General features: G+C 46.5%; 19 protein-coding genes. 6 read left to right on the top strand and 13 right to left on the bottom strand.

Translation table 11 applies throughout. The features are described 5' to 3' along the window. The first annotated feature begins 248 nt into the window (after nucleotides 1–248). The 3 genes from K5Q99_RS02395 to K5Q99_RS02385 all read left to right on the top strand — a co-directional run bounded on the left by K5Q99_RS02395 (nucleotide 249) and on the right by K5Q99_RS02385 (nucleotide 4295). On the top strand, nucleotides 249–1808 hold the full coding sequence (locus K5Q99_RS02395) for an OmpA family protein (RefSeq protein WP_220775925.1): 1560 nt from the start codon (nucleotides 249–251) through the stop codon (nucleotides 1806–1808). Nucleotides 1809–1908: 100 nt separating this feature from the next. Next, nucleotides 1909–3441: a hypothetical protein gene (locus K5Q99_RS02390; protein WP_220775924.1), complete on the top strand. Its 1533-nt coding sequence runs from the start codon at nucleotides 1909–1911 to the stop codon at nucleotides 3439–3441. Continuing rightward, nucleotides 3441–4295 (top strand): hypothetical protein, encoded by an 855-nt coding sequence (locus K5Q99_RS02385; RefSeq protein ID WP_106649563.1) that lies wholly within the window; start codon nucleotides 3441–3443, stop codon nucleotides 4293–4295. The genes K5Q99_RS02390 and K5Q99_RS02385 overlap by 1 nt, the downstream gene beginning before the upstream one ends. Before the next feature lie 198 nt (nucleotides 4296–4493). Here the strand turns inward: K5Q99_RS02385 and putA are convergent, their stop codons facing one another. From putA to K5Q99_RS02365, 4 genes are all read right to left on the bottom strand, one after another. After that, entirely contained in the window at nucleotides 4494–7688 is a 3195-nt protein-coding gene (gene putA, locus K5Q99_RS02380; RefSeq protein WP_220775923.1) for a bifunctional proline dehydrogenase/L-glutamate gamma-semialdehyde dehydrogenase PutA, read from the bottom strand. A 258-nt stretch (nucleotides 7689–7946) separates the two neighbouring features. Beyond that, the gene (locus K5Q99_RS02375; protein ID WP_037391127.1) at nucleotides 7947–8495 is read right to left on the bottom strand and encodes a TIGR04211 family SH3 domain-containing protein; all 549 of its coding nucleotides are present in this window, start codon (nucleotides 8493–8495) and stop codon (nucleotides 7947–7949) included. Nucleotides 8496–8722: 227 nt separating this feature from the next. Further along, nucleotides 8723–10012, bottom strand: a complete 1290-nt coding sequence (locus tag K5Q99_RS02370; protein WP_220775922.1) for an inorganic phosphate transporter — start codon at nucleotides 10010–10012, stop codon at nucleotides 8723–8725. A gap of 25 nt (nucleotides 10013–10037) precedes the next feature. Further along, on the bottom strand, nucleotides 10038–10718 hold the full coding sequence (locus tag K5Q99_RS02365; protein ID WP_105251552.1) for a TIGR00153 family protein: 681 nt from the start codon (nucleotides 10716–10718) through the stop codon (nucleotides 10038–10040). A 231-nt stretch (nucleotides 10719–10949) separates the two neighbouring features. Between K5Q99_RS02365 and K5Q99_RS02360 the strand changes: the two genes are divergently transcribed. Then, complete coding sequence (locus tag K5Q99_RS02360; RefSeq protein ID WP_220775963.1) at nucleotides 10950–12446, top strand: CYTH domain-containing protein; 1497 nt, start codon at nucleotides 10950–10952, stop codon at nucleotides 12444–12446. 135 nt (nucleotides 12447–12581) lie between these two features. Here the strand turns inward: K5Q99_RS02360 and K5Q99_RS02355 are convergent, their stop codons facing one another. The 8 genes from K5Q99_RS02355 to K5Q99_RS02320 all read right to left on the bottom strand — a co-directional run bounded on the left by K5Q99_RS02355 (nucleotide 12582) and on the right by K5Q99_RS02320 (nucleotide 19613). Then, the gene (locus K5Q99_RS02355) at nucleotides 12582–13406 is read right to left on the bottom strand and encodes an ion transporter (RefSeq protein ID WP_106651766.1); all 825 of its coding nucleotides are present in this window, start codon (nucleotides 13404–13406) and stop codon (nucleotides 12582–12584) included. A gap of 151 nt (nucleotides 13407–13557) precedes the next feature. Beyond that, nucleotides 13558–13887: a hypothetical protein gene (locus tag K5Q99_RS02350; protein ID WP_220775921.1), complete on the bottom strand. Its 330-nt coding sequence runs from the start codon at nucleotides 13885–13887 to the stop codon at nucleotides 13558–13560. Nucleotides 13888–13988: 101 nt separating this feature from the next. Continuing rightward, nucleotides 13989–14642 (bottom strand): DUF4178 domain-containing protein, encoded by a 654-nt coding sequence (locus K5Q99_RS02345; protein WP_220775920.1) that lies wholly within the window; start codon nucleotides 14640–14642, stop codon nucleotides 13989–13991. A 161-nt stretch (nucleotides 14643–14803) separates the two neighbouring features. After that, nucleotides 14804–15493: a PspA/IM30 family protein gene (locus K5Q99_RS02340; RefSeq protein WP_106649569.1), complete on the bottom strand. Its 690-nt coding sequence runs from the start codon at nucleotides 15491–15493 to the stop codon at nucleotides 14804–14806. Between the two features lie 11 nt (nucleotides 15494–15504). Beyond that, nucleotides 15505–15918, bottom strand: a complete 414-nt coding sequence (locus K5Q99_RS02335; RefSeq protein WP_007645549.1) for a YjfI family protein — start codon at nucleotides 15916–15918, stop codon at nucleotides 15505–15507. Nucleotides 15919–15996: 78 nt separating this feature from the next. After that, the gene (locus tag K5Q99_RS02330; protein ID WP_220775919.1) at nucleotides 15997–17721 is read right to left on the bottom strand and encodes a polyamine aminopropyltransferase; all 1725 of its coding nucleotides are present in this window, start codon (nucleotides 17719–17721) and stop codon (nucleotides 15997–15999) included. A gap of 4 nt (nucleotides 17722–17725) precedes the next feature. Continuing rightward, nucleotides 17726–18625, bottom strand: coding sequence for a DUF350 domain-containing protein (locus K5Q99_RS02325; RefSeq protein WP_220775918.1), 900 nt, complete (start codon nucleotides 18623–18625; stop codon nucleotides 17726–17728). Between the two features lie 13 nt (nucleotides 18626–18638). Next, on the bottom strand, nucleotides 18639–19613 hold the full coding sequence (locus K5Q99_RS02320; RefSeq protein WP_220592109.1) for a hypothetical protein: 975 nt from the start codon (nucleotides 19611–19613) through the stop codon (nucleotides 18639–18641). A gap of 238 nt (nucleotides 19614–19851) precedes the next feature. Here K5Q99_RS02320 and glnE point away from each other — a divergent pair, with 238 nt between their 5' ends. Together glnE and K5Q99_RS02310 are read left to right on the top strand one after the other, a co-directional pair. Next, complete coding sequence (gene glnE / locus K5Q99_RS02315; RefSeq protein ID WP_220775917.1) at nucleotides 19852–22707, top strand: bifunctional [glutamate--ammonia ligase]-adenylyl-L-tyrosine phosphorylase/[glutamate--ammonia-ligase] adenylyltransferase; 2856 nt, start codon at nucleotides 19852–19854, stop codon at nucleotides 22705–22707. A gap of 117 nt (nucleotides 22708–22824) precedes the next feature. Continuing rightward, a complete protein-coding gene (locus tag K5Q99_RS02310) occupies nucleotides 22825–23796 on the top strand; it encodes a GGDEF domain-containing protein (RefSeq protein WP_220592111.1) in 972 nt (323 codons plus the stop codon). A gap of 91 nt (nucleotides 23797–23887) precedes the next feature. Here K5Q99_RS02310 and K5Q99_RS02305 read toward each other — a convergent pair whose 3' ends face one another. Then, nucleotides 23888–24847, bottom strand: a complete 960-nt coding sequence (locus tag K5Q99_RS02305) for a sodium-dependent bicarbonate transport family permease (RefSeq protein WP_220775916.1) — start codon at nucleotides 24845–24847, stop codon at nucleotides 23888–23890. Between the last annotated feature and the right edge of the window lie 49 nt (nucleotides 24848–24896).

The following is a 24896-nucleotide window of genomic DNA, read 5'->3' as shown; positions in this document are numbered from 1 at the left end:
AAGCCTTCGGTGAGCAGAGTATTGTCTTGGCTCATTGGGAGCGTCCATATATGGCGTTAAATTGTGTTAAATTGAGTAATTTAAATATCTTCGATATAAAGTTGCTCATAAATTTCAGTCTTAATTAATATTTCGTTTACACCAGTATCAACTTTAGATTGACTTTTTAGGGTTAATTCCTTCTAATTCTTACTTAATTTATTGCATCTAAAATTCAATTTTGAATTTTTAAAAGGTTAGGGATGACTATGAAGTCAAATTTGAAATCCATATCGCTTGCCGTTGCTGGTGTATTATCTCTTAGTAGTTGCGCTATTACTCAATCTGTCGAAGACAATAAAGAAACCGTTATTGGCTGTGCAATTGGCACGGGTTTGGGTGTGCTTATTGGTAACTACTTAGGTGGAAAAGAAGGAATGGTGTATGGCGGTGCCGCTGGTGCCGCGATTGGTTGTACCGTTGGTTATGATTTCCAACAAAAGCGTGAAGCATTAGAACAGTTAGCGAAAACAGAAAATCTTGATATTCAATTTACTTCAATCAGCGCTTCGAAAGCATCCAATGAGCAGCAAAGTAGTTTACTGATCAGCTCAACCGAACAAACGATGTCGAAGGAAGATTCAGATAAATACGCTAATTACCAAGTTGTAGGGATGGCTGCAACTGTTTCGAGCAATAGTGAAGTGATGTTTACTTCAGGATCTTCAGAGGCTACGCCAAAAGCTAAGCAAAAGTTTCAAAAACTCGCCGCCATTTATAAAGACTCAAAACAGAATATCCTGATTACAGGGCATACCGATGCCAGTGGTGGAGAGGCCTTAAATCAAGAGCTCAGCGAGGCAAGAGCTCGTTATGTGGCTACCCTATTTAATCAAGCAGGTATTCCTACAGAGCGATTATTCTTCCAAGGTGCGGGTGAATCACAACCTGTTGCCGCTAACAGCGATGATGCTGGCAAGGCAAAAAATCGTCGAGTAGAAATTATTGAGATCGATGGTAAACCTGATCAATTACTGGCTTATTCTTATAAGCAGAAAACTAACATAAGTTATTTGTCTCGCCGCTCACAGGATAAAGTTGCCACAGTCAAACCCACTCAAGTGGTAAAGCAGCCTACAACTCAGTCAAGCAAACCGAGTATATCTACCTCCGACCCCGTTCAAATACAAATGACTCAGTCGGAAATCGTAAAATTGCTTGAGCCAGTTAAGCTGCAAAAAGCCTTAGTCGATTTTGGCGGTAAAAAAATGCTCGACCCATCGACGAATTTCACCCAGTTAGTGGGTGTTAAGAAAGAGAGCGGTTTTGCATTGTTCAGCAAGGCCTATGCATCTGAAGTTTCGAGCTTAAACTGCGCAGTTGAAGGACCTCGGGTTACTGGTGATGTGAAGAGTTTAGCTACGGGTGAGAGTTACAACCGTAATGACTACAACACTGCTGATTACTTACCGGGCATGAACGGTACCGTTTGGGTAAATAAAGTGAATGGTCACTATATTGGCTTAACCCCTGTGGCTGTCATTAAAGACACTGGTACGGCTGTTTCTGCGCCTAAAGTGAATATTTGGAAGAACTACAAAGGTTCAAGTAAAGATGCGCCTAACTATCAGCTCACTAGCCATGTAGAAACTTATTATGGTGATAAAGGCTTGTTATATCGTGTTTTTACAACAGAAAAAGACTCTCCAGTGCGCTGTATGGATGTTGTAATGCCAATTGATCGTTCTGCGACCGCGATTGCTGGCAAGTTGTATTATGAAAAGAATAAAACGGTTTATGAAGCCGATTTTGAACCTAAATTGTTATAAGTAATACGCCTAGGAGTGGGAAATGGATTTTGTGTCTATGTTGTTTAATGAGTATCGCGCGCTAGTGTCGCTGTTACTTTCGTTGATGGTTCTTGTGGTCGTGATTATGGTTTGGTGGGATAAAGTCAGTTTTTGGTGGCTTAATACCTGGTATGCCTTTCCATTAATCGGCAAGGAAAGTCGCTTAGCGAAAGATTATGAAACACAAGTTAAGATCTACGACAAGGACTGGTTAAATACAGAAGTCGCACTTTGTACAGATTTTGCTGCTCATTATGAGAAAGTGAATAAGGATGAAGAGCTTTTCAGTAAAAGCCAAGATTATTTAGGCAAAGTGACTGAAAACGGCCGTAACAACTTACATATTTTTGGTTGGATATTGATTGCAGCTTTAGTTTTTGTAGAGGCTATGGGATTCAGTTATGTACTTTCTGGCTTTACCATCCCTGGTGCATCGGAAAAACTCCAGCAACAAGGTGCCGTGGGTATTGCCTTTATCATTTCGGTTTTACTGGTTGGTTTGACTCACTTTACTGGGCACGAGCTGCATGCGAACTCGCTTATTAAAAAGGCCAAAGTATGGTGGAAAAATGCTAAAAACCGCGATAAGACTACACCAGAGTTAGCGCCTAATACTCGTATTAATTTAGATAAAACCTTTGAAGATGATGATGAACCGCAATATAAGCAAGTCATTAATCGGATTTCTACTAATGCTGAAGTTAAGCCTCGCTATTTCATTACAACAATTACTGCTATTGCGATTTTAGTGATTGCTGTATTGGCAACCTATGTACGTGGTCAAGTACTTGAAAAGATGCATATTGACGAAGTTAATATCCAGCAAAATAGTGGGCTTTATCAAGAGCAAGACCCTTATGCCGAAGCTCCGCCTGCATTCTTAGTGGAAGAGTCTAAAAGTGCCGATGCTAAAACCGATACTGACATATGGGAGCGTGAGCAGAAAGGCGGTTGGGGGACTTTTATATTTCTTGCCTTCCTGTTCATTTTATTGCAAATTTTCGGTATTTTAATCGGTTTTAAAACGGGATTTGCTGGCAAACATTCTAAAGATGCCCGTAAAGAAATTGGTAACTTTAAAAGTGAGCGCGAGTTTAAGACACACTATTCTCGTTTAAAGCAACAAGTCGCGCGCGTGGCCCAGAAACGCTTAACTAACTTGCAGCAAAGAATGAATCAAAAAGCCGAAACTAATTGCCAAGATCCTAAGGTTTTAGAGGTATTGGAGGCATGTGGTGATCGTTCATTCCTGACGTATATGGAAGATTTAGGTAATGCAGAAAGCCGATATGATCAATCTGTACGTTTACGCGAGCATCAAACGTTAGCTAGTCATCAGGCGATGAAGAGTACACCTGTAGTCGCAACGACGAATGCTGTTGAGGCAGTAGAGGCTCCTGAAGCAGTAGAAGCGATGGAAGCAAGATTGAAAGCAGAGCTTGTGGCAGAAGCGAACGCTAAAAAGGCCGCTGAAACCGAAACGCCAGAACAAGCTGAACAGCGTATTCGACAAGAATTGCTTGCTGAAATCGCTCAGCAGAAAAAGCCTGTCGAAACTGAAGAGCAGATGCGCGATCGTTTACGCAAAGAGATGCTTGGAGAGTTAAGTTAATGCCTGAAATGACAAAGCTCGCTAAGTTAGTGCTTACAGGAATGTTTGGCATACTGGCTATGTCTATGTGTCTGCGTACCGTAGCTGCCGAGAGAAATGACATTAAAAGTTGCTACGAATTTGCAAAAATTGACCCACTGACAGCGACGAATGTATCTAGTCGACACTTGTTTGTGGCGATTGATGGAACTTTCTCACCAGATATTAATATTAAGAAGCTAGTTCATGAGAAGGTGCATCTCTTTCTTCAACCTGGGGATAAGATCACTATCATCAGCTTTAGTGCTTATGTGAAAGATTTTTATACCGATGTCTTGTTTAGCGGTAGATTGGATACTGATATTGCTGACAGAGATGATGTATCGAAGAAAAACCTAATGACCTTTGATAGCTGCATGAATAAACAGGCCCAGTTCGTTAGAAGTAAGATTGATGCCCATATAAAACATGCCTTTAAACCTAATGATGTGGATTTGCCTAAAACTGAAATCCTCAGCAATTTATCGCAGGTTATTGCGCCGCAAGTGGCTGCTGATACCGAAGGACGTCGGGTATTGTTACTGGTGTCTGATATGGTTGAGAATTCAGACGTGACTAGTTTTTACAGTAAAAATACCTTAAAAGTCATCGAGCCTGAGCAAGAAATGCTGAAAATCCAAAACGCAAATATGCTGAGTGACTTTAAGCAGGCAGATATTTATGTATTAGGTGCGGGTTGGGTACCTGCAACGTCAAAAGGATTTAGAGGCGGCCAAGTGATGTTGCCATTAAAACAGTTTTGGCAGCAGTATTTTGAGTCCTCCCATGCTGAACTCAAAGGTTTTGGTCAACCTGTCTTAATGACGGATATGTAATATAAAAGCCAGACTCGGTCTGGCTTTTAGTGTGTGTAATTGTAGAGTTATATTGTTATTTCAAAAAATGGCCTATTTGGTTTATTAAGATGAGGCTATGACTTCACAGCCTCATATTTGATTTTCAGACGAGACAAAGCCGAATAAAAAAAGCCAGACTCAGTCTGGCTTTTGTTCAACTCTCACTGGTGAGCGATATTATTCTTCGCTATCACCCAGTGACAGCAGGGTCGCATTACCACCGATAGCGGTGATGTTGTTGGTGCGAGTCTTTTCAGTCACAAAACGGGTTAAGTAGTGTGGGCCGCCGGCTTTAGGACCAGTGCCAGATAGACCTTGACCGCCGAAAGGCTGAACGCCAACCACTGCGCCGATTTGGTTACGGTTGATGTAGACGTTACCCACGTTCACTTTATCTGCCACTTCAAGGGCATGGCCTTCGTTACGGCTGTGGATACCTAAGGTTAAACCAAAGCCTGTGCTGTTGATTTCATTGATCACTTGGGCAAGTTCAGATGCCTTGTAGCGGATAATGTGCAGGATTGGGCCAAAGTGTTCTTTCTCAAGCACTTTAATCGAATCGATTTCAACCGCCGTTGGCGACACAAAGTGACCGTTCTCAGTGCCAGTAGGAAGCGGCATTTGCTTAATAAGCTTACCGACTTGCTTGATGTGGTCGATGTGCGCATCTAAGTTGGCTTTGGCGGTAGCATCAATCACTGGGCCTACGTCAGTTTTCACTGAGCTTGGGTTGCCAATCACTAACTCATCCATTGCGCCTTGCAGCACTTCGATCACGCGATCGGCGATGTCTTCTTGGAGGAAGAGCACGCGCAGTGCGGAGCAGCGTTGGCCCGCGCTGGTGAATGACGATGAAACCACATCATTAACCACTTGCTCAGGTTGTGAGGTTGAGTCCACCACCATGGCATTTTGGCCGCCCGTTTCGGCGATTAATGGAATAATCGCGCCTTCGCGGTTGGCGAGTGTGCGGTTAATCAGTTTTGCTGTGCCAGTTGAACCGGTAAAGCACACGCCACCGATACGTTCATCGGCCGTAATTGCGCTACCCACAGTCGCACCAGTACCCGGTAGGAATTGCAGCACTTCGACAGGAATACCCGCTTGGTGAGCGAGTTGCACCGCACGGTAACCAATAATCGAGGTTTGCTCCGCGGGTTTTGCGATGACTGTATTACCCGCCGCTAATGCCGCAGAGACTTGACCGAGGAAGATGGCCAATGGGAAGTTCCATGGGCTGATACACACGAACACACCGCGGCCTTGGAGGAACAGTTCGTTCAGCTCTCCCGTTGGGCCAGGAAGCAGTTCAGGCTTCGCCATCATCTTCTTGGCTTGTACTGCGTAGTAACGACAGAAATCAACGGCTTCACGTACTTCGTCGATACCGTCTTGAATGCTCTTGCCCGCTTCACGGGTGCACAGGGCGATCAATTCTTCGCGGTTTTCTTCTAATAAATCGGCTAACTTTTGTAGTGCAGAGGCACGGGTTTCTACTGGCGTACGTGCCCAAGAGGTAAATGCCGCTTCGGCGGATGCTAGTGCTTGTTCTATGGCTGCGTCATCGGCAAAGGCCACTTGACCCACAGTTTGAGTGGTATCGAATGGGCTAACAACTGTTTTGTGTTCGCCAGTTAAAGTTTTACCGTTAACCAGAGGACCCGCTTGCCATTGGGTATTTTTAAATTGTTCTAAAGCTGCGAAAAACGGCTCAGATTCGGAAATGATGTTCATATTGAGTCCCTTGGAATTTTTGCGTTCGCTACCGAAAATATCGGCAGGTAATACGATTTTGTTGTTAGCCAGGGTTTTATAGCCCGTCAGCGTTTTTAGCGGATGCACCACTAATGACTCGATGGGGGTTTTAGGATCGACAAGCTTATGGACGAACGACGTGTTAGCGCCGTTTTCCAGCAGACGACGGACTAAGTAGGGCAGCAGATCCTTATGGGCACCGATAGGCGCATAAATACGTACCGATTTGGCGCCAGCTTCCGACAGAATAGTGTCGTACAGCTCTTGTCCCATGCCGTGTAAGCGTTGGAATTCATGGTGACGATCGCCCGCCATATCGGAAATCGCCGCTACAGTTTGCGCATTGTGGCTAGCAAATTGTGGGTAGATAGCGCCGCGAGTTGCATCCGATAGCAAGTAGCGGGCGCAGGCGAGGTAAGACACGTCAGTACCTGCTTTGCGAGTGTAAAGTGGGTAAGCGGCTTCGCCCGCTTGTTGCGCCCATTTCAGTTCGCTATCCCAATAGGCGCCTTTTACCAGACGTAAGGGGATTTCATCGCCTTGCTCTTTGGCAAGACGCGTTAACCAAACCAGTACGGGCAGGGCACGCTTAGAGTAAGCCTGCACGACTATGCCGAGTAATCCCCAGCCTTTTGCTGCATCTGAATTAAACAGTTTTTGGAACAGTTTAAGTGACAACTCGAGGCGATCGACTTCTTCAGCATCAATAGAAATACCGATATTTAAGCCGCGAGCCAGTTTTATCAGGCGGATAACTGTGTCGTACAGTTCAGTTAAAACGCGGTCTTCATTGGCCACTTCGTAACGTGGGTGCAATGCCGATAGCTTGATTGAAATCGTTGGGCGCGGTGATTCATTTTCGTTATAGCTTTGAGCACCGAGCTCGGTTATCGCATTGGCGTAATCGGTATAGTATTTTTCGGCATCTTTGCGCGTTAACGCCGCTTCACCCAGCATGTCGTAGGAATGGGTATAGCCTAACTTACGCTTGTCTTCGCTGTTCTTCAGGGCTTCTTTCATGTTGCGGCCCAGCACGAACTGCTTACCCATGATCTTCATCGCGGCCATCATGGCTTGGCGGATCACGGGCTCGCCGAGACGATTAACTAAGCGGCTCAGTAAGTTGCTTGGGGTGCCATCGATTTTTTTATCGAGTTTAACAATCTTACCTGTGAGCATTAAGCCCCAGGTCGATGCGTTAACGAGTACAGAGTCACTCTTACTCATGTGCTCATCCCACTTAGCGCCTGAAAGCTTATCTTCAATCAGTGCATCGGCAGTGGCCGCATCGGGAATACGCAGCAGCGCTTCGGCTAAACACATCAGGATAATGCCTTCCTGTGTTTCTAAGCTGTACTGTTGCAAGAAGGCATCAATGCCGACCATCAACCCTTTTTTATCGAATTGACGAACCTTGTTAACCAGTTCGTGGGCACGACGAGTGACGCGCTCTATGGCTTCATCACTGGAGGGAACTAGTTGGATCAACTCTGACAAGTATTGTTCTTCATCGACAATGTAGTTGTCGCTGATCGCTTTGAACAGTTCGTCGAGATTGGCAGAATCGTAGCGGCCTGCCAGCACTTCACTCGCTTTGAACATAGTTATCGCTTCCATCTTGGCCGTTATTGGGGCGCTATTGTTGAAACAAATTGGGAGGCGCTAAACGCATTTGATATTTTGTATACAATATGAAGGTTTGCGCGCGCCGATTATACAACCAAAATGTGACGGACAACACTGTAGCGTGAAAGATTGTGAAGCTTGTTTGATTGGCTTGTTAATAAGTCGATGTAACGCTTGATTGACAAAAAAGCCAGTGTTTGAAAACACTGGCTTTTGGAAGATAAATTAAGACTTTTTTGCAGGTCAGACTTACATCCAACGTTTTTTACTGCGACGTTGTGGTCTGGGTAAATATACTAAAATAATGCCTAGGATTAACCCCATACCTGCAATTAATCCGCCTTGGCGCCATAGTTCAAAACGCTCATCTTGGGCTGAGCGATCAACCGCGACTTTAAGTTCATCACGTTCTTGAGTGGTTTTGGCTAGGTTTGTTTCTAACTCGCTTAGTTTAGCCTTCAGTTCGGTCACTTCGTCGGCGTGGTTATCAGTCGAACTTAATACTTCCGCTAGTTTAGCTTTAGCTTGTGCAAGCTCAGTGGTTAATGCTGGCACTTGTTCACGGAAACTTTGAGTCGAGCTGATTAGGTTAGTTTGCACCCAACCTTCGCGGCCTTTATGGTCGATGATCTTAGAGTAATCGCCTTGGGTTTCGTTGAGCAGTGTCACAGGTTGACCGGCTTCAATTGATCCAAGAATTCGGAACTCAGTACCTGGGCCACCTAAAAGATAAAGGAACACGTTATCCGAGATGTAACGGGATTGGCCTTCGGCCAGCAGGTTGGAAGACAGTAACATCATTCCTACCAGAGTCAGGAGTCTAAACACTTTTGTATTCTCATCAACGAAATAGTCTGCACATGCTAGGGATTTGAGGCCTGTAATGCAAGAGGGAAGTCATAGACTTCCCTCAACTTTACTGCATCCATGCTATGACCATTCCCATTTCACTCTATCTTTCCTAAGACCTTCTAGTCCTAGGCGCTAATATTACTTAACTTCAGTAACTTATTTAGCGAAACCTCTTAATTAAAGATACCTTTAATCATAAAGAAGAAGATGATTGATAGGCCTGCGCCTGCAGGTAGGGTCACAACCCAAGATACGACGATATTACGCACCACACCAATGTTAATCGCTGCGATACCACGGGCCATGCCCACACCTAATACCGCACCGACTAAGGTTTGAGTGGTAGAGATAGGTAAGCCTGTGCCCGATGCGATAACCACTGTCGAAGCCGCTGCTAATTCAGCTGCAAAACCACGACTTGGCGTCAGGTGAGTGATGTTTTTACCTATGGTTTGCATCACGCGCTGACCAAAAATAGCCAGACCCATCACGATACCTACGGCACCTAAAGGTAGAATCCACCAGACTAATGGTGATTTTGATGCAATTTCACCGCCGCTGTTAACGACAGAAACCACCGCTGCTAAAGGACCAATCGCGTTGGCAACGTCGTTTGAGCCATGGGCGAAAGCCATACAACAGGCCGTCAGTACCATTAAGATCGCAAACACTTTTTCAACGTTTTTGAACTGGGTTTGACGGTCGTTTTTATCGCTCATTTGTAAACGTGAAATGGCCACTTTACCAAATAAACCCACCACAACTGCGATAGCGCCCGCTAACAGGTAAGCTTCTGCGCCACTTAAGTGAATACCCACATGGGATAAGCCCTTAAGAATGGTCACTAACGACATGATAAAGCCAGCGAATGCCATATAGAAAGGCACATAACGCTTAGCATTGCTCAATGGGTCGTCAGTGTTGAAAATAAGCTTTTGTACGCTTTGGAATATGATAAAAGCCATAAAGCCTGAGATTGCAGGGGTAATCACCCAAGAACCTACGATACCGCCTACTTTACCCCATTCGACCGATTCAGTACCGACACCGATTGCCGCGAAACCTATGATGGCACCGACGATAGAGTGAGTTGTTGATACTGGCCAACCTAAAGCTGACGCAACCACTAGCCAAATACCTGCCGCTAAAAGCGAACCTATCATGCCGTAAACCAGCAATTCTGGGGTGTTTGTAAAGTAGCTTGAATCAATGATCCCATTACGGATCGTGCTGGTGACTTCGCCACCGGCTAAATATGCACCCGCAAACTCAAAGATCATCGCGATAATAATCGCTTGTTTGATCGTAATTGCGTTTGAACCTACAGAGGTTCCCATCGCATTGGCAACGTCATTGGCGCCAATACCCCATGCCATGAGAAAACCAAATGCAGCCGCAACGGCAATAAGCCACGGGCCATTGGTGACTAAGACGTTAGCCACCTCAATACCTGCATCAACCATATTGATACCTTGATAACCTTATTTGTTAAACGCGAGCCAGCATAAGCTCAAGACGTGAACCGACGCGTTCGGCAAGATCTGCAAGACCACCGACCCATTCAATCGTTTTGTAGAGGAACATCACATCGACAGGATTCAATTCAGATTCCATGGCGAATAACTGACGGCGTAACTGAATTTGTAGATCGTCAGTATCTTCTTCGATGATATCGAGTTCGTTGATCATTTTTGCCACTAAGTCGACTTCACGACCACGGAAACCTGTTTCTAACAGATCTTCGAGTTCATTAATGACTTGTTTTGCTAGTGCTACCGCATCGATACAGCGTTGTAGATAAGCAATAAAAGGGACTTGCATGACCTGAGGGATTAACAGCTGACGGCCGATAACACGACCAGAAATATCTTTTGCTTTGTTGGCAATCTTGTCTTGTTGAGTTAAAAGTTCCAATAAATCTGTACGTTCTACTGGCATAAACAAACCGCTTGGCAGAGTCAGGCGGATTTCACGCTTCAGTGAATCTGCTTGCTTCTCGGCTAAACTAATTTGCTTACGTAATTGAACTGCACTGTCCCAGTTACCTGTGATAGTGGCTTCGAAAAAGGGGACGAGTAACGATGCGCAATCGTGTACTTTGTCCATGTGCTCTTGAAGAGGCTTAATTGGCGATTTTGCAAACACGCCCAAAATAGAGTTTACTGGCATTGCCGTTTACCTATTTAGATTGTTCCATTATTGGAAAAAGCGGGCGCATGTTAACCTATGCGTCCGCGTATTGAAACTGTGTTTTTTCAGAAAAAACGACAGGTTTATTCTAACGGGTTATATACCAACTGCAAAACCAAATCCTACGGGATTTTTATGACAAATTTGTGACATTATGAACTAAAGATGACGCATCGATGAATATTTGATGACAAAATGAGCGGTTACGCAATGAATGCTGAGATTGAATTAAAACTGTTTTTCCTGCCGATATATCAAGAATCCCTGATAAATAAGTTAGATAGTCTCGATAATGCCGTACCTCAAGGTCAACGTCGTTTGACGAATGGTTATTTCGACACCCCTGACTTACAACTGCGTCAGTGGGACATGGGTTTGCGGGTGCGCGGTTACGATGCGCACAGGGAGCAGACCATAAAAACCGCAGGACAAGTCGTGGGCGGCATTCATTCGCGGCCCGAATATAATGTGACTATCCAAGCCGATAGCCCAGATTTAAGTCTATTCCCAGCCAGTATTTGGCCCGCCGATGCCGATTTAGCGGCCACTCAAGCCCAGTTGACTTGTATATTTCACACCGATTTTTATCGCCGCGCTTGGCATGTTCAGATTGATAATAGCGTGGTTGAAGTGGCGTTAGACATAGGTGAAATCACCGCCAATGGTCAGCAAGAAGCGCTGTGTGAACTCGAGTTTGAACTCCTCAGTGGCGATACTGAGGCACTACTTAAGCTGGCGATGCAAGTGGCGAGCGTGGTGCCTGTGCGGTTAGGTAAAGCCAGTAAAGCACAGCGCGGCTATCGATTAGCGGGTAAAGCTAAGCCGCTCGATTTAAACGCATTGGAATTTTTGCCACTGACTGAGTCACATGATTCTTCTTCACAGGAGTTAAGTGCAAACTGCCAAATCCTGCTTGAAACCGCGCTTGAGCGTTGGCAATTATTAGAAAGCATGATTGCAGAGGAAAGCGAACCCGAAGCCTGTGTGGCACTGTGGTGGCGAATGCGTGCCTGTATTCGTTTGCTGCGTATGACCTTAAGTCAGTTCAAGTTATTGAATGTGAAACTCTCTAGTCAATTCATGTCGATTGAAAAACAGCTCGATTTTATCGAGCAAGCACAGGCGCTAACCGCCTTGCTTGGAAGCCAAAGGGGCTTGTTCGCAAAACTTGGCCAACATGCCCAAGTTAACGCGCGGCTTATGGTGCAACTGACAGAGATGAATCTGAAGGGACGTTTACTCTCCCTGTGGCAACAAACTGAATATGGTCAATTACAGCTGGCGATAGTTGAACTATTGCTTAAGATCAGTGCAGGTGAAGTCGACATCAGTAATCAGCCTAGCTTACGCCAGCATGCCGACCGCGCTCAGCAAGCCTCTTGGGTGGCAATCCTTGATGTCATGCCACTCAATAGTGTCATGACCAGTGCAAATTACCTGCAAGTAGCTGCAGTGCTTGATGAGAGTATCTTAGTCGGTCATGCCTATGGCAGTTTGTATGAGGCGAAATCACGGGATGCATTTCGTGCACCTTGGCAAGATCTGGTGCTCGGGATTAAAACCTTAGCCTGTTACCGTGCGGTGCAGGATGCGAGCCGAGCGTTGGATATTGATTTAACGGAATGGCTGGAAGATAAACAGCAAAGTTTGTTATTTGCCATGGAGTCGACACGCCGTAATGCGATGCAACAACAGGCCTATTGGTAGGGTTATGTTTATAACGTTGAACTGATGCTAAGCCGTTGACTGGCGTAGCGCTGTTCCTAACTCGGCCCTATAATGCTAAGGGCTCAATCCATATTGGATTGAGTCCTTTTTATTATTAGCCAATTATTCGCTAAATCAGTTGTTTCTGTTTTCGATAACTTGCTTCAGCTCTGCAATTTTTGCGAGCATTTGCGCTTGGTTCTGTTCCATCTTTTGCTGGTTTTCTTCCATTCTCGCTAAGGCTAATTCGAGTTCTGACTTTATTTCGGCTTTATGGGCCTCTTGGCGCTCCTGTCGCTCAGTTTCATCGGGTGCGACAAATACCGACGCCATATAACCTGAGATCACCCCAAAAAAGCTCACGCCGCTGACAATCACAATACCGCCTATGATATGGCCAGCTGTCGTCACCGGATAATAATCGCCGTAACCGACGGTCGAGATAGTGACTAACGCCCACCAAATCGCTTGTTCTGCGGTTTGGATATTAGCGCCTTCGGTGCCACTCTCGACGATCAAAATGATCACAGAGGCTAAGGTTAGAATCGTCACCATGGCGACCAGCAAACTGGCTAAGGTGGCTTGTTTACGTTGTTTGATCAGTGGAAGCAGCAGTGAACGACTCATGCGGATCAGGCGGATTACCCGCAGGATTTGGAACAAGCGTGCCATCCGCAGGGCTTCAATTGCCGGAATGCTGGCAATAAAATCAATCCAATGGTGTTTAATGAAAAAGCGTTTATCGCGAGCTCTGAACAACCCAATGAAGAAGTTGATCATGAAAATCATACAAATGCTGGTATCGACGAAAAAGAGTAAGCGGTAGGTTTCGCTATCGAGGCGGCCGAAGGTCATGACGAGCACTATGATCACCGACAGCAAGGATAGCAACATCATCGCCATTTCGAATGGAGAAGGGCTGCCAAGGGTGCGAAGTGACCATGGGGTTTTATCTGTCATGCCAAACATGATCCCTGTTAAGTGCGGCGAATGTCTCAACTAAAGTAAAAGACTTTAGGCTGTGAGTAAATTGTCTAAGCCAATAAAATCGAATTTCGTCAATTAATTGCACAGGCTATATATTCAATAGCCTGTGCAATGTTTGTGGGAGTTATTTCTTATCTACAAATTGAACTAAATCGTCGAGGACTCGGCGTTTAATTTCTAGCTGCGAATCGGCGCTTAAACCATATTTTTCTGCCAGTTGTACATAGTCATCGGCATTGAGTGACACAGTAAGACGTGGACGCGTTGGTCGTTTCGACACGCTTAGGCCCAAAATCGTGCGAATTTGATCCGAAGGGCTCACACCTGCATCCAACGCGGCTTTACGAATTGAGTATTGAAATTTTTCATCGAGATCAAAGGCGACTTGCGTTGCTTTCGCGGCTTGTTGGTTCTTTAACCATTGCTCGGGGAGAGGGTGTTTGGTCTTACTCATGGCGTATTACCTATTGCTATCAACCGTTTCTAGCGCTTATCTGTGAGATTGTATTGGGATTATCGATAAAGTGCGAGCGCGCACTTTATCTTATTTTTGGCTTATTTCGCTGGCCAGTATTCCCGAATATCCGTCAGTGGGCGATATAAGGTCAAGACAACATCTGTATCGCCACCTTCGTAGACTTCCACTTCGACGGCGCGGCTTTCATCGTCATCGAGCAGTAAATAGTACTCGAAGGGCTCACCCGTGGCGCCATTGGCGTCTTGTGGTGGCCTTTGGCCGCGGTAGTCCTGACGATGGAAATAGCCAAAAGCGGCAAACGTCACTTGGTGATATTGCTTTCCAAGCCATTGCTGCAGTTTTTCAGCTAAGTCGGCTGGTAATTCTTTCGTGGTTAACTCGGCATGACCCGGTTCATCGAACAGGGCGCTGAACTGCTCAAGATCGAATAATTGTTCCACTTGGGCGCGGGAAATTTTAATCGAGAAGGCGAGATAGGTTTCGTCGTCTTCTTCGATGCTTAAAAAGAGAGTGTCGCTACCATGGCCTTTAAGTAACCATTCGGCTTGCTGATTACGTTCAGACTCATAAGTATGTACGGCTTCTACCCTCAATTGTTGACCACGAAGTTGTGGCGGCAGGGCAAAGCTGTCATCAATTGAGATCATGTCGCCCACATTGAGCTGGGATGGGTGATTGAGCTCGCGCTGTGGCGCTGCTTTCTTACCAAAAATACTATTGAAAAACCCCATAGTGACTCCTGCTGACTATGCTCGCGTGCGGCTTCAAATCGATTGGCTGCGGATCGTAACGGGCAATAGTGGTCAATTATTTTATGCGGATGAAACAAAAAATGCCGAGGTCAGTAGGGGGTGATGATCCCACTGAGACTCGGCATTCGGTCAATCATTGCTTAGCTTTTACGTGCTTTAATTCGGTCTAGCACAGCATTTGCATTCGACTTTTGCTCACCAATACCGGCTTCGGCTAGCTTAGATTGCAGTGACTTGTCACTGTTTTCATCGGCTAAGGTTTCTGCCGCTTTCAGGCGGTCGTCAAACTGTTGCTGACGTGCCTTGATGCGCTCAAGTGAATCTTTAGCGTTCAGCAGCTTAGAGTTGCTAGACGCGAACGAGTCAGTAATGGTTGCCGTGGCTTTTTGCACGCTTTCAGTGGTTTTAACCATGCTCAGCTGACGTTGATAATCAGACAGTTGACGCTCGGTTTTCTTCACTAAGTCTTTCAAACGTGCTGCATGGGCGCTAAAGCTATCGTTGGCAGTTTGCTGCTCAGCAAGCTCTTGATCGAGCTGGGCAATTTTTTCAGCGACTTCAATTGCTAAGGCTTCATTACCTTTGTCCAATGCTTGAGTCGCATACCCTTCGTGCTCGGCAATCGAGCGTTTCAGGCGGTCGATTTCACGGCTGGCTTGCATTTCTTTCGCCATGACATCGGTCAGTTCACGCTTAGCGTTGGTTAAATGTTTTTCGGCGTCGCGAATTTCCTGTTCGAAAATACGCGTTGAGTTTGCGTCAACGATGCTTTGGCCAACTTCGGTGGCACCACCGCGAAACGCTGTTAAAATTTTATTCAGAATGCCCATTTTGTGGCTCCTTATTTTAGATAGTCGACCATTTCATCGATAACTTCTAAACAGTTATCGGATAAAACTGCTAATTCTTGCTCGATTTCGAGCATGCTAGATTGCAGTGAAAGCGCGCCGTAAACTACGTATTTGTCATCAATTTTCGCAAAGGCTGACAAGGGCATCGGAATGTTGAGTTCTAGCATGGTTTCAAACATTTCGCTGCGACGTTCTTGGTTTACTTCGTTCTCGCCCCACAGGTAACTGATGCAAAGAATCTGGTTATCCGTCACCGATACGAATACCGGTATTTCTTCACGGCCAACCACATTCACTTGCAGTACTTCGACTTCGCCATCAATAGGATAACAATCGAATTGAAAGCCGGTTTGGCTATTATTGCCAAGACTGTTGAGGTGATTGGCAAGGGTATGGATATTCATATTTGTCCTTATTGACATATTATGTCTGCGTTCAAAGATAGCACCGAGACATAATATGTCAAGCACTATCTTGTCCTATTAAAAAAGATTCAGTCCCTGATTCTCGGACCAATCTTGCAAATGGTAGTGATACAGCTGCAATGAACCCAATTCATTGGGTTTTATGTTGGCGGCATCTTGATAAAAATTGGCTGGAAACTCAAAGGCGCCATCCACTAAACCTAAAGTGAGCCAGTCATCTTTGATGGGCAACTCAGTTAACTTCGATAATCTGTGTTGTGCATCGAGCCCACCTGCGGTGGCTATACTCCAACCCCATTCGCCAAAACTGGGCACATTATGATGGTACTGTTTGACGTCAAATCCCGCCAATGCCAAGGTTTTTGCTACCGAAATAAAGGCCTTAGGGGCATGGTAAGGCGATGTTGACTGTACTGTCAGAGCGCCATCACTGCTCATAAGTTCCTTTAATTTACGGTAGAAATAGTCCGAATACAGTTTATTAAGATCGGGATGGCTCGGATCGGGCAAGTCTACGATAATCGCATCGTATTTCACGCCTGTGGCAATCAGTTTATCGATACCATTAAATGCATCGTCGTTGATCACTGTGACACGGGGATCGTTCAGTGCGTTGCCATTGAGCGCCAACATAGCGCGACTGAGACTATCGGGCATATCCGTATCGGGCGACTTAAATAATTGCACTAGTCCTACATCGAGATCGAGCAGCGTCACTTGCTCAGGCTCCCAGCGCAGCACTTGCTTAAGACCGAGTCCATCGCCACCGCCAATGATCAACACCTTGTTATGGCGAGCACTGGCGGCGAGTGTGGGATGCACGAGAAACGCATGGTAGATGTGTTCGTCTATGCTCGAAAACTGTAAGCGACCATTGATGTATAACGCATAAACGGGCGGCAGACCGTTACCGCGCAGTCGCTCGGTGAAGGTCAGCTGTTGGAAACGTGTCGCCTTGGCGTAAACCACTTTGTCTTTATAGAGCAAATTATTGAATTCTTGCTCCCAGCGTGGGCCGTGGATGGCTAACACGAGTAAAATGCCAGTCACGATAAAGTGCCCAGTCAAAAGCAGTTTAGGGCGGCGGATTTTAGGCCAGAAGCGCCAGATAAACACAAAACCCGCCAACAGGTTGAAACTGGCTGTTAAGGCGGCGGCGAGTTGGATATCAATGGCAAGCATAAAGCCCACCCAAATGGCGGCACCTATGCCTGCGCCTATGTAATCGGCGCCGTAAATTGTTCCCGCATTGTGCAGCAAATGCTCGTCAGAGAGTGATTGGCGCACCCTAGCAATCAGCGGGATCTCCATACCTATCATCAGGCCCAGTAACACGCCCCACACATAGGGTAAGTATTCGCTGAGTTTTTGCAGCGAGCCTATCATGCCGCCTTCGGGCAGTTGATCTGGTGGTAAACCTAAGGTGTTGGCAATCATCAAGGGCAGTTGTTGGCCGAAACCAATCACTGCCGCTGTGATTAAAATGGCGAGTGAGCCACAGAGTGCGACTGTGAGTTCTAAAATCACAAAACCGGTAAAGGCATCACGGATCTTACGGGCGGCGAAGGCACCTAGCCCCATGGAGACAATCATTAAGCCTATCATGGTGTAAATGGCGGCTTCTAATGCGCCTAAAATGCGCCCGGCATAGTGGGATAAAAGATATTCGTAAATCAGGCCGCAGCCTGCTAATACGGCCATGATGCCCAATAAGAGGACATCGTCGAACCAACCTAGGCGGCTAGGTTTAGCCGCCGAGGGGGTTAAGCTGGTTTCTTGCATTCGATTAGGCCATCAGTGCCGTGAGGATAAGTGCGATAGCGATACTGATCGCCATTTCAACGGCGGCGATACCGATATTGTGTTGTCTTTCCACTTCATCGGCTAAATCGATACGGGCTAATACCAGTTTCTTCACGACGAACAGCAGTAAGGAGAGTGCGATCAGCATGATGACTGAGAACACTAACCAACCGATCACGTTAGTCACATAAGCCGTTGGATTGAATATAATAAAGTGGCTGGCAGCGTTAAAGCTCAGCGCCATGGCTATCATATAACCGGCATGACGCAGTGCTAATGCCGTATGACCTTGTACTAAGGCTTGCTGCATTGACGAGTCTTGATTGCGGCTTGCAAAACGGTTTTCGCGCCAGCGTGTCACTAGCACTAACATCAACTGCGAAATTGCAAAAGCACTGAAGATAGCGATAAAAGTATCTAGGGTTAAGTCTTCTGCCCATAACAACACGGCGCGGATGATAATCGCAGTGGCGATGGCAGCACTGGCATCGACAATCGCGACAGACACATTACCTTTGATGATTTGCTCGTTCTTATCAAACTCATTTAACGCAATCTTATCGTGGAGGAAGCGGCCCAGTTTTATTAGCACTAAGCCGAATAAACCATAGCAGCTCATACCAATCGCTTCGGTAAGATAAGAGTGCGCTGCAGCGCCTGTGATAGCGCCCGTGAGCACTATACCCAGTGCCGCAACTGCGCCCGCGGTACTGATGCCGAAGGCAAAGTTATCACGCTCCGCCAGTTCCTTACTGCTGTTAACTTTAACGCTCCAACCTTGCAAATAACGCATCAGCGTTAGCAAAATTACGGCTATGGTGAGATCGATAGCCAGAATGATGGCTAGCTCTGGTGTGATACCGAAATCCTGAAATAGTGTCATTGGAAATCCTTAGTTACTTGCCCCGGCGCACACTGCGGGTCGTGCGATTACTGGAATTACGGAAACTGCTGTCTTTTGCATAGTTAGAGCGGAACTTACTATTCGAACTCTTGCTTGCGCTTGTGGTGTTGCTAGCCTTAGGGGCGCTGGTACTTTCACGGGATAACGCCGTGCCACCGGTACGCGGTTTGGCATAAGGGCTGTCGAAGCGCTTGCCTTGGGAGTCGAAACGTTTTTTTGTTTGTTCGAAGGTCTTATTTTGCGCATCCGCTTGTTTAGGTGAGGTATAGCGATAACGGCCTACGTCATTGTAATAGCTGTAACCTCGGTTACCCGACCAACGATCGTAGGAAATCGGGCGATTGAACACATTCGAAAACATCGAATACATGCCATACCAAGCCCAAAACGAGGTGCCGCTCGAATCGGTTTGCCAGCTACCATAAGATGGATTACCAACCAGTTGACTACCTGGACCAAAATCTTCACCGCCATTGGCTAATGTTGCGGCCTCACGGCTAATCGCATTCACGCGGGCCAGTTTGCCGTCGGACATATCGGCGACCACGTTGACAGGATCTGACAACATATCGTTAAACAGACTGGGATCAGCAGCTTGATAAAGATTTTCCGCTTCGGCTAGCTGTTGATCGAGATCGGCAAAGTTACTCGCCACTTTCGATTCATCTAAACGACGTTTCAGCGAGGTATACATGGGGCCTTGGGTACCAGAATCCTTTGCTAATTCATCGAGTAAGGGGGCTAAATCGGGTTTCTGCTGCTTTAACAGTGTGGTGTATTGTTTTAAGAGGTTAGCGTTACGCAACTGGCCGTCATCGATCATCGTCGTGAGCGTAGCGAGGCGTTGCTGCGTGAGTTGTTGATACTTCGCGATTTTATCCGGTCTGTCATCGCCACAACCCGTCAGCGATAGCGTAACGGTTAAAAACAGTATCGATGTGAGAACACGGGTTAGCATTCCTGCCATGTTTTCTCCAAATGGTAATGAAATAAAACTCAAATACTTGCAGGCAATAATAATCTGCTTGCCCAATATGCCTGCCGCGCAGGTTATAGTACCCTTAAATGCCACAGATAAAAGGGGATACCTTTATTTGTGTGCTACATCAGGTAGCTGCAAGTCTCGTCGAACATAACATGATGTGGCGTCAATCTATATCATTTACGACATAATATGTCGATAGCTAAATTTGTTAGGGATTATTATGACCATGCAAAAAGACAGTAATAAGTCATTGTCTATTCTCGTTAATCAAACCGCTGAGCACAATTGGCTGCGGTTAGAGGAAGTATGGTCCGAAGGACTCGCACAATTAACACCTGCCCAGCAGCAAGAGCTTAAAACGATTCTTGGACTCAGTGATTACGTGGCGGCCCAGCTATGCCGACATCCTGAATGGATTAATGTTCTGCTTGCTGGCGAGTTAAGCCTGATTGAGCGTAAAAACTTCGATCTTGAGTTACACGAAGTCCTAAGCCGCGCCACAACTGAAGATATGGCAAAAGCCAGCTTGCGGCGGTTTCGTAATTATCAAATGGTGCGCTTAGCTTGGCGTGACTTTTTAGGCTACGCCAGTTTAGAAGAATCTCTGCTCGATCTGTCGGCGCTTGCCGAAGCGTTAGTCATTTGCGCCCGCGATTGGCTCTATAAAGATATGTGCGCCCAATACGGCACGCCGATGGACAAAGAAGGCAATGCACAGCCATTGCTGATTTTAGGCATGGGCAAATTAGGCGGCCGCGAGCTCAATTTCTCCTCCGATATCGATTTGATTTTCACTTTCCCTGAGCATGGTGAAACCGTTGGTGGGCGTCGCAGTTTAGATAATCAACAATTTTTTATCCGCATGGGACAAAGACTTGTGAACTTGCTCGACCAAGTTACCGTCGATGGATTCGTGTTCCGCGTGGATATGCGTTTGCGCCCCTATGGTGAAAGTGGCCCGCTGGTGGTGAGTTTTAGTGGCCTTGAGGATTATTACCAAGAACAGGGTCGAGATTGGGAGCGCTATGCCATGGTCAAGGCGCGTGCGCTCGGACCTTGGAGCCATTTCTCCGATGAATTACACAGCCTGCTTAGACCTTTTGTGTATCGCCGCTATATCGACTTTTCAGCGATTGAATCCCTGCGAAAAATGAAGCAGCTCATTGCGCAAGAAGTGCGTCGCCGTCATTTGACCGACAATATTAAACTCGGCGCGGGCGGTATTCGTGAGGTCGAGTTCGTGGTGCAGAGTTTCCAATTAATTCGTGGCGGCCGCGAGCCTGCGCTGCGCCAGCAGAGTTTATTCGGTGCTATCGATACGCTCTATAGCTTAGGGCAGTTTGAGTATTTGGCTGTGGATGAGCTTAAACACAGCTATTTACTGCTGCGCAGAGTGGAGAATTTACTCCAAGCCATAGATGATAAACAAACCCAAACCTTGCCGAATAATTCGCTGGATTGGGCGCGATTGTGTCATGTGCTCGATATGGCCAATGAGGTCGATTTACGTACCCATATTGAAGCAGCAATGAGCAAAATCCATCGTCATTTTAAAGCGACTGTGGGCGGTGAAGAAGGCGAAGAAAAGGCCGAACACTGGACAGCGCAGCTGTGGCATATGCAAGATGTTGATGATGCCGTCGCGTTATTGGCCGAACAGCAAATCGACGATGATAAGCTCAGTCCTATGCTCAGCAGCTGGCGCGAAACAGTGACTAAGCGTTCGATTGGTCCACGCGGGCGGGAAACCTTAGATAAATTAATGCCAAGATTATTGGAAGAGTTGATTAATCAGCAGAGTCCATCGTCGGCCTTTGAACCCGTGTCTAAGGTGCTGGAGCAGATTTTAACTCGCACCACTTACCTTGAGCTTTTGTGTGAAAACCCTGGCGCGCGGCAACAGTTAGTGAGCCTGTGCTGTGCCAGCCCTTGGATTGCGGCGCAGTTGGCTAAGTTTCCCATGCTGCTCGATGAGCTTATCGATCCGTCGCAGCTTTATGACACAACCTCCATCGATGATTATCCGAGCGAGCTGCGCCAGTACATGTTGCGCGTGCCAGAGGACGATATGGAGCAGCAGATGGAAGCGCTGCGACAATTTAAGCTTTCACAACAACTTAAAATCGCCGCCGCCGATGTCACGGGTGTTTTACCCGTGATGCAAGTGAGCGATCACTTAACTTTTTTAGCCGAAGCTATTATCGAACAAGTGGTGATGCAGGCGTGGCAACAGGTTTCAGTGCGCCATGGGGTGCCCGCTCACCTTGAGGGCAGTGACACAGGCTTTGCCGTTGTCGGTTATGGCAAGCTCGGCGGGATTGAATTGGGTTACGGCTCCGATCTCGATTTAGTTTTCTTGTGTGAAAATAAAACAGAGAACGGCCTGACCAATGGTGATCGGCCGATTGAAGTTGGTCATTTTTACCTCAAACTTGCCCAGCGCATTCTGCATTTATTCTCGACTCGCACCACTTCGGGGGAGTTGTATGAAGTGGATATGCGGCTGCGTCCTTCTGGCGCCTCGGGTTTGATGGTCAGTGAGATTGAGCGTTTTGGCGAATACCAAGCTAATGAGGCGTGGACTTGGGAGCATCAAGCCTTAGTGCGCTCGCGTTTTGTTTTTGGCGACAATAGTTTAGCGGTCAAATTTAGCCGTATTCGCGCTTCTGTATTGGAAAAGCCGCGGGATAAAGCTGAGCTGCAAAAAGCGGTGCGTGAGATGCGTCAGAAGATGCGCGATCACTTGCTTAAAGTCGGCGATGGCATGTTTGATTTAAAACAGAGCCCAGGCGGGATTGCAGATATTGAGTTTATTGCCCAGTACTTAGTGCTGGCTAATGCCAATGAGTATCCAGAGCTAACGATTTGGTCTGACAATGTGCGGATTTTCGGTGTGTTAGCTGAACTTGAACTTTTACCTATAATGAGTGCCCAGCATTTAACTCAAACCTATTGCTTACTGAGGGATGAGAATCATCGTCTGACTTTGCAACAAAAGGCGGGGCAGTTACCTGTGTTAGACGTAGAGGAACATGTCGAGCGAGTGTTAAACATTTATCGCGCTGTGCTTGAGTAGTATAGTCATCTATACAGTCATTTAAAGAGGGTAAGGCTGGAACGAATATCAGCCTTAACTCCGCAAGAATACGCAATTTAGGCTAGAGTTTAATGAAAGCAGTTAGCAGAGAGCATAATGCAATTACCTACTATCCCTGAAAACGAGCTGCAACGTTTGGCCACGTTACGCGCACTCAATGTGCTCGACACCGATGCCGAGGAACGTTTCGATCGTATTACTCGGCTGACGCGCAGAATTTTCTCTTTGCCAGTTTGTGTTGTGACCTTAGTGGATGCCGAACGGCAGTGGTTTAAGTCTCGCCAAGGATTGGAGGTGACTGAAACACCGCGGGAAATTTCATTTTGCGGCCATGCGATTAATCAACACAGTATTTTAATCGTAAACGACGCCCTCAAAGATCCGCGTTTTAGTGACAACCCACTGGTGACGGAGCAGCCGCATATTCGCTTTTACGCTGGCTATCCTTTAACCATTCACGGGCAATATCGGGTAGGAACCTTGTGTGTAATCGGCACTGAACCGCGGGAGTTTACGGCTGAAGATATTGAAACCTTGACGGATTTAGGACAAATGGTGGAGGCGGAATTACTCTCTATCGCGCAAAATACTTTAGATCCTTTGACGACGATTTCGAATCGGCGTGGATTTGAGTTACTGGCCCATCAGGCGCTGGCGAGTTGTCGGCGTACCGAATCTGAGGCGGCATTACTCTTCTTCGATCTCGATTTTTTTAAGGAAGTGAATGACAACTTTGGTCACCTCAAGGGCGACCAAGTGTTATACGATTTTGCTCATATCTTGATGACCGCTTTTAGGGAGTCGGATGTGATTGCAAGGCTTGGCGGTGATGAGTTTGTGGTGCTATTAAGTTTTGTACATAGCGATACAGTCAATCGTGTCATCGAGCGTTTTAAGCTGTTACTTGAACAATATAATCAACAGCATCCTAAGCAACATAGCTTAGCGACCAGTATTGGTATCGCCCATTGGACGCCAGATTCTGAGATGAGTTTAGAGGATCTATTAGATTCCGCCGATAAGGCCATGTATCAGGATAAAGCCGCCCACCACAGTGATGCGCCTTAATTGATGTGTGCTTAAGCAAGATGAAAAGGGAGACAATTATGTCTCCCTTTTCATTGATTTTTATTCAACCAAGAAGTACTAAGCTACGCCATTAAGCCGTAATGAGCATCACCCAGTGTTGATATAAAGGTAAGCCAATTAACACATTAACTGGAAACGTAATGCCGAGTGAGGCCAGCATAGCCAGTCCAATATTGGCCTCGGGTATTGCGGCTCGAATAGCTGCAGGCGCTGCGATATAAGATGCACTGGCACTTAATGCTGCTAGCACTAAAATGCTGCCAGAAGGTAAGTCGAGCCATAATCCTACCGCAATACCACACCAAGCCAATACAAAGGGCGTAACGGCGGCGAACACCAATAAGCGCCATTGTTGCAGTGGTAGCGGCAAACACACTTTAGCCGTCACTAAGCCCATTTCCAGTAAAAATAATGCCAGTAAAGTTTTGAACCCACCGAGTAACACAGGAGTGAGCGGCGCAAGCCCCGTTGGACCGTAAAGCCAACCTATCACCACACCACCAACGAGTAGTACAACGCCGCGGCTGGTTAACGCTTCGTGCAATACGCTCGATTGTGTTTCATTTTTGGGTGATGATTCAATTGCTTTTTTGGCGCTTAAGTACCTGTGTAGCCAGAGCATTACGACGATCGCAGGCAGCTCCAGCAGCACGAGATAGAGGGTGGTTTCGGGTCTTAATATCAACCCTGATTTTTCCACCATAGCCATCACCACCGCAAAGGTTCCCGCGCTAACTGAGCCGTAATGGGCGGCAATGCTAATAGCATCTGTGTGACCAATGCGAACCAGCCGAGTTAACACTGGGTATAAGGCTAAGGGGATAATAAAGCCTAAAGCAACAACCGCTAACAGCTCAGTGATCACTAAGTTTTGGGTGTGACCGTGGAGCGCCATTCCGCCCTTTAGGCCCAAAGTGAGCATTAACAGTATGGATAGGGTTTCGTAGATAGCAGGGGGGACTTTAAGATCTGACTTCACTAGGCCGGCTAACAAGCCTAAGGCGAAAAAGGCAATGACAATATCGGGCATAAGTATCTCATTAAGTTTGATTTTTAAGCTATGCAGAGCAGGCTTAAAT

Source organism: Shewanella hafniensis, from assembly GCF_019655335.1.
Classification (GTDB): Bacteria; Pseudomonadota; Gammaproteobacteria; order Enterobacterales; family Shewanellaceae; genus Shewanella; species Shewanella hafniensis.
The sequence above is the reverse complement of the archived record's forward strand: the minus strand, read 5'-3'. Positions and strand labels throughout refer to the sequence as shown.